The 13,626-nt window shown below is 38.5% G+C and carries 5 protein-coding genes; 4 read left to right on the top strand and 1 reads right to left on the bottom strand.

Annotation, left to right across the window (positions count from 1 at the left end; translation table 11 throughout):
• Window positions 1-38 precede the first annotated feature (38 nt).
• From PHAL_RS0105875 to PHAL_RS0105860, 3 genes are all read left to right on the top strand, one after another.
• Window positions 39-986: a class I SAM-dependent methyltransferase gene (locus PHAL_RS0105875; RefSeq protein ID WP_016707493.1), complete on the top strand. Its 948-nt coding sequence runs from the start codon at window positions 39-41 to the stop codon at window positions 984-986.
• Between the two features lie 507 nt (window positions 987-1,493).
• The gene (locus tag PHAL_RS0105865; protein ID WP_016707491.1) at window positions 1,494-4,316 is read left to right on the top strand and encodes a TonB-dependent receptor domain-containing protein; all 2,823 of its coding nucleotides are present in this window, start codon (window positions 1,494-1,496) and stop codon (window positions 4,314-4,316) included.
• A gap of 860 nt (window positions 4,317-5,176) precedes the next feature.
• On the top strand, window positions 5,177-8,065 hold the full coding sequence (locus PHAL_RS0105860; protein ID WP_016707490.1) for a TonB-dependent receptor domain-containing protein: 2,889 nt from the start codon (window positions 5,177-5,179) through the stop codon (window positions 8,063-8,065).
• A gap of 405 nt (window positions 8,066-8,470) precedes the next feature.
• Here PHAL_RS0105860 and PHAL_RS0105855 read toward each other — a convergent pair whose 3' ends face one another.
• A complete protein-coding gene (locus tag PHAL_RS0105855; protein ID WP_016707489.1) occupies window positions 8,471-10,096 on the bottom strand; it encodes an alpha-glucosidase family protein in 1,626 nt (541 codons plus the stop codon).
• A 696-nt stretch (window positions 10,097-10,792) separates the two neighbouring features.
• Between PHAL_RS0105855 and PHAL_RS0105850 the strand changes: the two genes are divergently transcribed.
• Window positions 10,793-13,606, top strand: coding sequence for a TonB-dependent receptor (locus PHAL_RS0105850; RefSeq protein WP_016707488.1), 2,814 nt, complete (start codon window positions 10,793-10,795; stop codon window positions 13,604-13,606).
• Window positions 13,607-13,626: the final 20 nt, after the last annotated feature.

The raw sequence follows: 13,626 nt of genomic DNA, 5'->3' as shown, positions 1-13,626 counted from the left end.
GGTGGGTTTATAACCCACCTTTTTTATTTGGATGAATAATGCAACATTGGAATTCATATTGGTCAAAAACCAAATCACTTAATAGCTTTGCAGAAGGAGAGCATGCACAGGGCTATACTGGTGAAATAGCTGAATTTTGGCAAACTACGTTTAACTCATTTCCGGCTTCCGCAGCAATTTTAGACTTAGCAACAGGTAATGGTGGGTTAGCAGTCTTAGCACAACAATTTGGAGCTGATTTTAATATTTCAGCATCAGATGCCGCATTGATAGATCCTTTAACTATTTTTAGCCCGACAGATCCGTGCTTTGCAACGCTAGAAAAAATTCAGTTTTATGGAAATACGCCATCTGAAAATTTAACTTTTGTAAATGCTCAGTTTGATCGAGTTATAAGTCAATTCGGTTTTGAGTATGCAGAGCCAATAGCGGCCTTATCAGAAGTTAATAGGGTGTTAAAGAGTGGAGGGGAGTTTACAGCATTAATACATCATCAAGATTCCTTTATTTCTACTGATTGCAAAATTGGCTTAAAGATACTGAGTCAGTTGAATAACCCTGATGGCTTATTGGCACTACTGTATGACTTTGGTGATTTTTGCCAGGGTGTTGAGAACAAAGCTCAACTAACTGAAAGACAGCAAGCTCAATTTAAAGAAAAGAATGCTAATTTATTGAAAAAAGTGAAATTGCAACAAAGTGAATGTACTTCTGAAGATGAACTAGAGTGGTACAATTTACTTGTTAAAGAACTACTGCCCATTATTATGGATTGGCGACAGACTAATACAGCAAGAGTTATAAATACTCACGAAAAACTTACTGCTTTTCAATTACGTTTACAGGATCAATATGAAGCATCGTGGTCAAGCTTAGACATAGAGAATTTTAAGACTGTCGCTGAAAATGAGTGGGTATCATTCGAGTTTGATGTTATGAAATTGGAAACGGGGATTTTATGTTGGATTATCAAGGCCGTTAAATGATTTTGTGAACCGCTGAACTACGCAGTCTGTTTAATTTCTTATTGTGACTTCAGAACTACTCAATACTATCTTTCTTCTAGCCAAGCTCTTTTGTAAAGTTAAGTTTAAATTAAAATAAATTATCTAGATTGCGTGGTATATTAATCTTCGTTCTTACCCTTCTTTTTACAACATTCTCTATATGATTCAGTTAGGTACTAATACTTTTTTGAGAATATCAGCCTGTATCTACTCCGCAAACAAATTTATTCATATAGCTCCTTTGCATTTTTTAATTTAATTATATAAACAAAACAATATGTTGCAATTTGTTCTTGTGGTGTTTTATTTTGTTTTTGTTGTAAATTAAGTGATGTCAAAGTTAAATAAGTGTTGACCTCTGGTTGTTCCTAATATTAGTATCTCATTGCTTTATTAGGTACTAAGTTTCTTTTTTAGATACTTTGTGCCTTATATTGAGCAATCAAAACTAATAAAATCATATAAAGTATGACCAGGGAGAATCAAATGATTAATAATAAAGTATCAAAAGCTGTTCGTTTAGCAATCGCTTTTGGTAGCGCTTCAACAGCTGCATTTTCAGTAAGCTCCTTTGCTGCAGATGAAGGTGTCGATAAAGTAGAGCGTATAGAAGTTACAGGTTCACGAATCCGTTCTACGGATCTTGAGACCGCCCAACCAATTCAAACAATCACAAGAGAAGATATTGCAAATCAAGGCTTTACCTCAGTTATAGATCTGCTTGAGAATATGTCTGCTTCAGGCGCACCGCCAATTAGCCGCGCCGCACCACTTAGCTCGGGTGAAAATGTTGGTGGTAACTATGTAAATCTACGTGGTTTAGGCGCAAGTCGTACTTTAGTACTGGTAAATGGCAAACGTTTAGGTATTACTACCAGTGGTTTACAAGATATATCAGCTATTCCTATGGGTATGGTTGAACGTATAGATGTGTTGAAAGATGGTGCATCTGCAATGTATGGCTCCGATGCGATGGCTGGCGTAGTTAATATTATTACACGAAAGAATTTTGAAGGCCTCGAATTCACAGTATATGGTGGTGAGTATGATGAGGGAGATGGCGAAAAGAAAAATATAAGTATGGTTACCGGTATTGCAGGTGAGCGCGGTTCTATAACTTTTGGTGCTGAGTGGCGTGATGAGGGAGATGTTTGGGCCAAAGATCGTTATTTCTCAGAAGTTGGTTATCCAGGTTATGATATTCCAAACAACCGAACTTTAGTAGGTCAATATGGCCGATTTTCTTATAATGACCAATGGTGGGTTGCCAAGCGTCCTGGTGATGCATCCTCTTTAGATGATTTTGAACCGCAAACCTATGAAAATGGTTCAAGTAACCCTCAAGAGCAAATGCATGTTGAAACCCCACTTAGTGCGCGTTCACTGTATATTAGTTCAAATTATGCTATTACTGATGATATCAATTTTACCAGTGATATAGGTTACAGTGAACGATCAGCTCGTCGTCAAATTGCAGGTTACCCTTATCAATCAGCTTCTGATGGCATAGTGTTGAGCGCTGATAGCCACTTTAACCCAGTCGGTGAAGATGTTTCATTTACTCGCCGTGGTTGGGAAGTGCCACGAACTACAGATAGTAACCAAGATACGATTCGTTTTACCGCAGCAATTGAAGGCTCTTTTGAGGTAGGAAGTCATTATTTTGATTGGGATATCGGTGGTGTATATAGTAAAAGTTCATCTTTAGGCGTCAGCTCTGGTGATTTGTATAAACCAGCAATTAAAGCTGCCACAGGGCCATCATTTTTAAATGCATCAGGTCAAGTACAGTGTGGAACAGAAGCTGCGCCTATATCATTGTCTGAGTGTACACCATGGAACCCTTTAGCTGGTTTTGGTGCCGGCACGGTTGATAATTCACTTGCAGATCCTGCAGTGCAAGACTTCCTTATTCCTACATTACATTATCGTGGTGAAACTGAAACTGCAATTTACTTCGCTAATATCAGTGGTTTACTAGCTCAGCTACCTGCAGGTGACTTATCTTTTGCACTAGGCGCTGAACATCGTAAAGAGAAGGGGGAATATGCCCCAGATGCGCTAGCGCAGTTAGGAGAAAGTACAACTCTTGCAGCTGGTGCAACTGGTGGTGAATACGATGTCTCAGAATTATTTGCCGAGCTAGATATTCCTATTTTATCTGGGGTTGCGGGAGCACATGAATTAACACTTAATTTAGCAACACGTTATTCTGATTATAGTACTTTTGGTGACACAACGAATAGTAAGATTGGTATTAAGTGGCGTCCAGTAGAAGAATTGCTTATTCGTGGTACTTGGTCTGAAGGTTTCCGAGCACCTACAATCAGTGATCTCTATGGCGGAGGCTCTCAGACTTTCACCACAGGTTTTATTGATCCATGTGATTCAGTTTACGGTGTTGCGAAAGGATCTGCTCGTTGTTTACAAGATGTTCCGGCTGATTACCGCCAATTACAACAAGGATTTGTACCAACAACTGGACCTGCTGCTCAAACTCCTGTGCCATTTAATAGTGGTTCAAATGAGTTTTTACAACCAGAAGAGTCTACGACTAAGACCATTGGTTTTGTTTATAACCCTGAGTTCGTTGAAAATTTAGATATCATTGTTGATTGGTGGAGCATCACGATTGATAATACTGTTGTCGCTGATTCACCAAATCAAATCCTAGATGATTGTTATATTGGCCTTGATGAATCGCGTTGTGATATGTTCTCTCGTGATCCTAATAGCTTTATTGTTAACAACTTAAGCTATGGTAATCGCAATGCAGGTTTTACTGAAACGGCTGGGTACGACTTAGCATTAGCCTATCCATTTGAGACTAGTTTTGGTGATTTCAGAGCTACAATGGATATGACTTATGTGACTAAATATGACGAAAAATCTTCGGATGAACCCGAGGTAAAAGTAACATCAGACTTAGGTCATGGCTCTACTTTCCGTGTTCGTTCAAACGCCGGACTGAAATGGTCATATGAAGATTTTAGTGCAAGCTGGAATATGCGTTATTTCTCATCGATGAGAGAAAATTGTTATTTTGAGGATAGATGTAATGTTCCTGACTTCCAACGTGATTGGACAAATGGAACTGTTGTACCTAAACAAAAGAATGGTTCAACAATTTTCAATGACGTGCAAGTAAGTTATAACTTGCCTTGGGAAGGGGCGATATCAGTAGGTGCAAATAATATCTTTGATAAACAAGGCCCACTTATGTACTCACGTCCTAGCTCAAACTACTCTTATTATGGCGGATTTGATATTGGTCGTTTTTGGTACTTCCGTTATACACAAAGCTTTTAATTTTAATTAGGATAACAGTCATAATAAACCCATTGATTTTTCAGTGGGTTTTTACTTATTAAAGACAATTAATGACATTAATTTAATTTGTCTTTAGTTAAATTTAACTGAAAGTGTTTTAGGTTTTAGTATTCGTTATAATCAGCTCATAATTTTTATCTTAATCAAATTTTGGTGATGGATTAGTTTTAGTTATTAATATTATAGAGCAGCTTTATTTCTTGCAATTAGTAGTATAAATCATTCCTTTTTAAGTTTTTAAATGTTGCATGAGTTTTCTAGGTTGCAATAGATTAACACTCAGACTATCTAATGTAGTTATTAACCTAAATTACTCTATTAAATGAATAAAAGAAAAAATAAAGTTTAGCACGTTGTTTTAAATGGGCATAATTAATACTTTAATGACAAACGAGCTGCTATTTTTATCAAAAGCCGATCACAATTGATAAGTCGTTTTTTTGATATTGCTCTCATACTTCTTGACAAGTCCAAGCGATTCTTACTAGTAAGTCTAATTTGTGTTCAATCTCTCTTTAAGGAGACAAAAGTAACTTGCAAGCTACCTATGATTGACATACCGCTGTAATGATTTTCTTTCTAGAACTTAAAGTTCCCACAAAACGAACCGGCTTCGCATCTATTGATACGCTAGAGTTGCGATAAATACATTAATGCAATTAACTCTCGCTCTTGGTGTGAAATTTAATATCTTGACTTAAATGTTATTTATATGTTGACCTTGTGTTGCTGGCGGTATTAGTATTAACACTTAATTGGGTACTTTTGTAATTTGGTACTCTTTTAAATGTAATAAAACTAATAAAAATCATATTTCAATATGATCCAGGGAGAATCAAATGTTAAATACTAAAGTTGCAAAGGCTGTTCGTTTAGGAATTGTTTTTGGCGCAGCTTCAACAGCTGCATTTTCAGCAACTTCATTTGCCGCGGAAGAGGGCGCTGAGAAAGTTGAGCGAATCGAAGTTACGGGCTCTCGCATTTTACGTGAAGGGGCAATTTCACCATCACCAGTAACAGTAATTAGTGGTGAGGATCTGATCAATACTGGTGCACTAAACATTGGTGAAGTGTTAAATAAATTACCAGCACTGGCGACCACTTATTCACTTGCTAACTCTGGTCGTTTCATTGGTACTGCGGGTGTGAGTTTGCTTGACTTACGTGGTATGGGTAGTGAGCGTACTTTGGTTCTAGTCGATGGTAAACGCCACGTTTCAAGTGCACCAGGTACATCGTCTGTTGATACAAACACAATCCCAAGTGCTTGGATTGAAAAGGTAGAGATCATCACAGGTGGTGCATCAGCTGTATATGGAGCTGATGCTGTAACAGGTGTTGTTAACTTCATTTTGAAAAAAAATATAAGTGGTTTGAATGTATCTGCAACGAAAGGTGTTGCAGAAAACAGTTCATATGAAAATGAGAAATTTACTTTTTCTTACGGTAAAGATTTTTCAGAAGGTCGCGGTAATGTGGCATTCTCTATGGAATACAATGCTCAGGATTCACTAAACGCTTTAGATAATCCATGGACAGCAACATCATATGCATCAATGCCATATGATGTAGTAACAGGAGAGAGTAGACCTGAAGACCAGCTCGATAGTGAAGATTACCCAGATAAAATAGTTGTTCCAAATGCTGGCTATTACTTAATTTCAAATGCTGGTACTGTTTGGAATCCGAACACTGGCGATATTTTAGGAAGATTCAATCCTGATAGCACATTAGGACCTGTGAACACAGGTAGTTTTGATGATGGGCAATATTGTGGTGGCCCAGATTGTGATTTTATAAACCTGCGCCAATATTCTGAGATTCAGCCAAAATTTGAACGTGTTAACTATAATTTTAAAGTAAATTATGATGTGACTGATGAGTTAAATGCGTATTTCCAAGCTAAATACTCTAAAACTGAAGGCGAAAATATTGGCCAACCGTTTTTCCGTTTTTATAGTGGCGCAAATTTAATTAGTCGTGACAATGCTTTCTTATCAGCAGATACAGCGGCAATGATGGACCAAGAAGGTCTATCGATTATTGGCGTAAATAAGATGTACAATGATATTGGTCGCCGCTTAGAAGAAAACACTCGTGAAACAACGCGATTTGTAACTGGTATCCAAGGCTATATTACTGAAGATTGGTCTATGGATATATCTTTAGTTCATGGTAAGTCGGAAATTGAGCGTGTCAATGGTGCAAACGTGATTATGGCTAATTACGCAAATGCCATAGATGCTGTTTTTGATGATAGCGGAAATATTGTTTGCCGTAGTGCAGAGGCTCGCGCTGATGGCTGCGTAGCTGCTAACATCATGGGTGATGGAGCGATTAGCCAAGCAGCAATCGATTATGTAACCACGACCTCAACAGGTACTTCTGAGATTGAGCAAACTGTATTTAATGCTACATTTAGCAACTCTGCACTTTTTGAATTGCCTGCGGGCATGGTCGGTTTTGCGGGTGGTGTAGAATACCGTGATGAGACTAGTGTAACTATAGAAGACCCATTTGCCAAAACGGGCGCTACTTTCTTTAATGCACTTGGTGAAACTGATGGCGGCTATGATGTTAAGGAAGCATTTTTCGAATTGTCAGTACCGTTAATCGAAGATGTATTTTTAATTGATAGTTTAGTTTTTGATACTGCGGTTCGCTATGCCGATTATTCAACAGTTGGTGATGCAACAAGTTGGAAATTAGGTTTAGATTGGACTATTACTCCAGAGCTACGTGCTAGATTTACTGTTTCAGAAGCAATGAGAGCACCAAATATTGATGAGCTGTTTTCTGGACAAAGTCAATCATTTACGAATGTAGATGATAGCTGTAAAGTTTCTGAACTTGATCAGTTAAGTGAATCAGGCCGAGCTTTACGTGCAGCCAACTGTGCGGCATTAGGTGTCCCTGCTGATTTTGATTCAAACTATGATAGCGCGACGTTAGAAACCCTAGTAGGTGGTAACCCTGATCTTCAACCAGAAGAGTCTAAATCAATTACTGCGGGTATTGTTTATCAGCCAGAATGGTTAGAAGGGTTTAGCGTAACTGCCGACTACTGGGAAATTGACATTGACGACACAATCAGCGGCATCGGTTTTCAAACAATTATTGACCGTTGTGTAGATTCTCCAACAGGTATAGATAACCAATTCTGTGGTTTAATTACACGCGATCCAAACACTAGTGAAATTACTTTATTAAAGGGATTTGCACTTAACATCGCACGTAGTTTGAATTCAGGGGTGGATTTTGAGTTTGGTTATGATTTTGATGCTTTGGGTGGTAGCTTTGGTACAAGTTTCATTGGTACTTATTTAATTGAAGCTAAAGATTACCCATTCTCAGCTGAGCCAGAGAATTACACCGATTACCAAGGAGTACTAGGTGATGAATCTTGGCAAGGTAACCTTTCTGTTGATTATACTTATGATAATCTAATGGTTGGCTTTACTACTCGTTTTATCGATGGAGTTGAGTTATATAATCCTACACAAATAGAATCTAACCCTAATCCATCTAACGAGATGCGCTACGGCTCATATTTTGTTACGGATGCTTCAGTGGCTTATAATTTCGATAATGGTATTGGACTAAAATTTGGTGTCGATAACATCTTTGATCGTAAGTTACCAGGTAGCACAACTGGCACAGGTGCAGGCTCTGCAATATATGACAATATAGGTCGATTTGGTTATCTTCAAGCAACTTATAAGTTTTAACCGATTGTAATAATTTATACATTGCTTAAACTTTATAAAAAACAGTTTAAGCTTTATGAAAATTAAGTTAAATACCCTTAATCACTTAGATTAAGGGTATTTTTTATGGGCGTTGATAAGGTTATCTAGTTGAAAAATTAGATAATGCCAATCGACTTAAATATTTAACCATTCTAGCGAGCTAAATAAAGCGTTAATTGCGTTATAAATTTTTAATGTAGGACAACTACATTAAAAATTTATGCCTTGTTATCGCTCTATTTCTCTGTCGCTATAAATGGCGATTGGTATAAAATAATTTGATTGCTTATTAATATGAGTATAAAAATCGGCGATTGCAATCACCGATTATATACGATTATGAGAACGAATTACTTTTTAATGCTGTGGGCAGCACTGTAAAAATCAACTTATCGTTGCGTAAAAACAACCAAAACCAGGCAGGGTAAGCGTGTGATTATCAATAGCACCATTATGATGTTGCAGTTCAACATGAGGCACAACATTCGTGTGCTCAATGTTTAGGCTTGCAGGTTCTTGCGCTAAGTTAAATACACATAACATAGTTTGTCCTGCAAAATGACGGTAAAAAGCAAGTATCGGCTCTTTAGTGTCAATAAACTCAATATCGCCTTCAAGTAATACTGCTTGCTCTTTACGCCATGCCATAAAGTGGCGAAAGGCATTTAAGATTGAATCACGATCGTTTTCTTGTTCATTAACGGCTTGATGTTTGTGGTTTTGATCAACGGGTAACCATGGTTTGACCGTAGAGAAACCGGCTTGCTCGCAGTCGTTGTTATGCCAAGGCATTGGTGTACGACAACCATCACGGCCTTTAAAGTTTGGCCAAAAAGTAATGCCGTAAGGGTCTTGTAAGTCTTCAAATGCCACACTTGCTTCGCCTAAACCTAACTCTTCACCTTGGTACATACAAACACTGCCACGTAGTGAAGCAAGTAGGGCTGTTAACATTTTGCATTGTGCTGGGTTGATGGTGTTATCAGAGCTCCAACGACTTGCTACCCGTTCCACATCATGATTACTGAAGGCCCAACACGGCCAGCCTTCGGTCATACGCTGTTCAAGTGTTTTCACTGTGGTGCGTATATATTCAGCGCTGTAGTCGTTAGTAAGTAATTCAAAGCTATAACCCATGTGTAATTTATCGCCACCGGCGGTGTATTCAGCCATAGTAGCTAATGAATCCTCCGATGAAATTTCACCTAATGACACTGTGCCTGGGTATTTATTAAGCAAGGCACGAATATCCTGCATAAAGCTGATGTTTTCAGGTTGCGTGTTATTGTAGTGATGATATTGAAACGCATACGGGTTATCTTCACTAAAACCACGGCCTTGGCGTTTTTCAGGTGGTTTAGCGGGGTTGTCACGAAGCTGTGCATCGTGATAGCAAAAGTTAATTGCATCAAGTCTAAAGCCGTCTACACCTTTTTTCAGCCAAAACTCCACGTTATCCAGCACTGCTTTACGAACGTCAGGATTATGAAAGTTTAGATCCGGTTGTTCAGTTAAAAAGTTATGTAAATAATACTGGCCACGGCGCGGCTCCCATTGCCAAGCAGGTCCACCAAAAATACTTAACCAATTATTTGGTTGTGTACCATCTGGTTTTGCATCAGCCCATACATACCAATCAGATTTATCATTGGTTTTATCTTCACGACTGTCTAAAAACCATTGATGTTGATCCGATGTGTGGCTTAATACTTGGTCAATAATGATTTTAATATCACGTTGATGTGCTTGTGCGATCAATTCATCGAAATCGTTAAGATCGCCAAATAGTGGATCAATGTCACGATAATCACTAATGTCATAGCCGAAATCTTTCATTGGGGATTTAAAAAATGGTGAGATCCAAATCGCATCAACACCGAGACTTTTAATATAGTCAATGCGAGAGATGATCCCTTTTAAATCACCAATTCCATCGCCATTGGTATCTTGAAAACTGCGCGGGTAAACTTGGTATATAACCGCACCTTTATACCATTGCTGCTGAGCCATGCTTTTCTCCATCGTGACAGTGCTGCTTCACTATATTAATCATAGTGATTACGTCAATCTTAGATGTGGCTACTACTTCGCCACGTTATTTTTTAAAAAGCATACGTGAAGGCTACAAGACTGTAAAAAGCCTGCATACGTATGCATGACAAATAGATTTTGAAAGCGATAGTGACAGCACTGAAAATTTGGCTTTAACAACTCAATATGGCTTACTTATTAAACCTTACCAATTGGAGCTTGAGTAAAGTTAACAATTTCAAACGTTCATTTTGGTGTGATTTTAAAAGGGTTTGCGAGTTATTGGTGTATTTCAATAATGGTCTTACCAATTTCATTGCGAAAAAGTCTCGTGATTTTTACTGGGCAATATTAGCAAGCTTGTTTGAAATTAAGTGTTTACAGGTAGAGAGAGTGAGAATACACAGGCTGTGGTTGGTAAAATTAATTTAGTGATCTGTTGCACTACAACTGTTGTTATTTATCCTTATAAAAACAAGGTGTTGCCATTAACCTTGTAAAGTTTTTGTTAAATGGATTGTTTTTGCACTAATCTGAATACGTATGCATAAAGTTGTTAATAAAATAAAGCGGGCGTTAATATTCACCCTGACAACAAAATCACCTAACGAGTAACTGCATCTATCACACGCTGTTGTCTCGTTGGTATAACAATATGGGTAATGGGGAAACATCATGTCTATGTTCAAACCAAGTATATTAACAATTGCACTTGCAACAGCAGGTATTAGCAGTTTCGCTTCGCACGCACAACAAGAGCAACCAACAGCAAGCAATGACGTTGAAGTCATCGAAGTGAAAGGCTTTCGTGGCAGCGTAGTAGAGTCAATCAATACAAAACGTTTTTCATCGGAAGTGGTCGAATCTATCTCAGCAGAAGATATTGGTAAATTGCCTGACTCATCAATTGCTGAATCAATTGCACGCCTACCTGGTTTAACTGCTCAACGCCTTGATGGTCGTGCTAGCCGCGTGAGTGTTCGTGGTTTCAGTGAAAACGAAAGCGCAACAACTTTTAATGGCCGTGAGCAAGTATCGATTGGCGATAACCGTGGTGTTGAGTTTGACCTTTACCCATCAGAAATTATGAGCGGTGTAACCGTATACAAAACACCAAGCGCCAGCCTAGACGCTGAAGGTATTGCGGGTGTTATCGACATGCAAACCGTAAAACCGTTAAGTAAAGGTGAGCGCGTTATCATGTTTAATGGTCAATTGGAGCAAACAGGTTTTGAAAAGTTAAATCCTGATGGCGATGACCAAGGTTTCCGTGGCACAGTTTCATACATAGACCAGTTTGCAGATGACACGATTGGTGTTGCATTTGCTTACAATAAAATGAGTTCACCTAATCAAGAGAAACGTTGGAACTCTTGGGGTTATCCTGATTACAGTATTTCAGAAAATAAACTAAAAGATGACACTACTGTGGGGCCATATAATCCTATTTTAGGTGGTGCAAAACCATTCGTGCGTTCATCAACCCTTGAACGTGATTCAGCTATGCTTGTTATTGAAGCAGCACCAACAGATCGTTTAAGTATGACGTTTGATGCGTTATATGTGGATTTTTCAGATGAAAAAATTCTACGTGGTATTGAAGTACCTTTTGCTTGGGGCCAAGGTCAAATATTATCAGGTTCAGAAGTAGTCGATGCCAACTCGGACTTTATAACGAGTGCTGTAACTCAAGGTCAGCGCGTAGTTGTACGAAATGACTACGAAGAACGAAATGCAGAACTGACACAATTTGGCTTTAATACTAAATATGATATCAGTGACGATTGGTCAGTTGAATTTGATGTCAGCCGCTCAGAGGTAGAACGTCAAATTTGGAGTATTGAGAGTTACTCAGGAACGGGTCGCGGGGATGCTAATGGGATCGCAGAGAACATTGGTTATGAATTTGATGGTGGTAATACTGGCGCGCAATTTTCACATGAACTTGATTACAGCGATTATGGCTTAATTCAGTTAGGTGGCCCATTGTCTTGGGGGAGTAGTGCTGCCCTGAATGATAAATATGGTTTAAAAGGCACACCTTATGAAAACACGGCGCAAGACGGTTTTATTAATGCACCTGAAATAAATGATGAACTATCAACTCTAAAACTTGCTGCGAGCAAAGTACTAGATAGTGAGTATTTCAGTAAAGTCAGTTTTGGTATTTCATACCGTGACCGAGAAAAGTCTAAGCTGTCAGAAGGTTATTACATGACATTAAAAGATTTTTCACTTTCAAATCCAGGGATGTTATCAGTACCTGAGCAATATCGTGAAGGGTCAGCCAGTTTAGACTTTATTGGTATGGGCAACATGATAGCCTATGATGTGAATGGTTTAGTTAATGATGGCTACTATGACTTACTGCAAGAGAGCTTAACTGACCAAAAACATAAAACGCAATCTTGGACAGTACAAGAAGAAGTAACCGCAGTTTTTGCACAGCTAGATATCAATGCAGAGCTAGGTTCAATCCCTGTTACTGGTAACATTGGTGCGCGTTATGTACAAACTAAGCAATCATCACAAGGCTCTGCGGCAAACACGGTTGATGGACTTGTTGTTGTTACGCCAACAGATGTAAGTCATGATTATAATCACTTCCTACCAAGTATTAATTTATCGTTTGCGATTGATGAAGATCAAACCATTCGCTTTGGTGCTGCAAAAACAATTTCGCGCGCTCGATTAGATGAAATGAATGCATCAGTTAATGCAAGCTATAATCAGCAACCAGATGAAAATGGTAATTACTGGAATGTTTCAGGTGGTAATCCTTTGCTTGAACCTAAAGAAGCGACAGGGTTAGATTTAAGCTACGAAAACTACTTTAATGCCGAAGGCTACTTTGCAGCTGCATTCTTTTATAAAGATATAACGCAGTGGATTTTTGATGGTAGCTATGAAGTAGATATGTCTGGTATTGCAGACCCATCAACAGGTGAGATCCCAGCTAACTCAACTGGTTCCGGTTCGGGTAAAGTAAATGGTGGTGAAGGTGATCTTTGGGGCTATGAATTGTCACTTGCTCTGCCGTTTAATATTTTCCATTCTTCGCTTGATGGTTTTGGTATGATCGCAAGCCACACAGGTGTTGAGCAAGACATTCAAGACCAAAATGGTAATGACTATGAATTACCAGGTTTATCAGATCAAATTGATAGCTTAACTGTTTATTATGAGCGTAGTGGCTTCCAAGCGCGTACTAGTATGCGTAAACGTAGTGACTTTAAAGGTGACGTTTATGGCTTAGGTTTTGAAACAACACAAGTTGATATTAAAGGCGAGACCATTTGGGATGCGCAAATTGGTTATGACTTTAGTGAAGGCGGCGTAGAAAGCCTTGACGGTTTAAGCGTGACCTTCCAAGTCCAGAATATCACTGAAGAACCATTTGTTTCTTTACAAGGCGACAGTGATTTACAAGTACGTGATTATCAAGATTACGGCCGTACTTTCTTACTTGGCTTTAGTTACAAGCTATAACATCCTTTAGCGTTAAAAGG

The organism is Pseudoalteromonas haloplanktis ATCC 14393, assembly GCF_000238355.1.
In the GTDB taxonomy this organism is placed as follows: domain Bacteria; phylum Pseudomonadota; class Gammaproteobacteria; order Enterobacterales; family Alteromonadaceae; genus Pseudoalteromonas; species Pseudoalteromonas haloplanktis.
This window is presented reverse-complemented; position numbering and strand designations above follow the sequence as displayed.

Bases quoted from the DNA above. Each gene is read 5' to 3' on its own strand.
- PHAL_RS0105875 (WP_016707493.1), top strand. From the start codon at position 39: ATGCAACATTGGAATTCATATTGGTCAAAAACCAAATCACTTAATAGC.
- PHAL_RS0105860 (WP_016707490.1), top strand. From the start codon at position 5,177: ATGTTAAATACTAAAGTTGCAAAGGCTGTTCGTTTAGGAATTGTTTTT.
- PHAL_RS0105850 (WP_016707488.1), top strand. From the start codon at position 10,793: ATGTCTATGTTCAAACCAAGTATATTAACAATTGCACTTGCAACAGCA.
- PHAL_RS0105865 (WP_016707491.1), top strand. From the start codon at position 1,494: ATGATTAATAATAAAGTATCAAAAGCTGTTCGTTTAGCAATCGCTTTT.
- PHAL_RS0105855 (WP_016707489.1), bottom strand. From the start codon at position 10,096: ATGGCTCAGCAGCAATGGTATAAAGGTGCGGTTATATACCAAGTTTAC.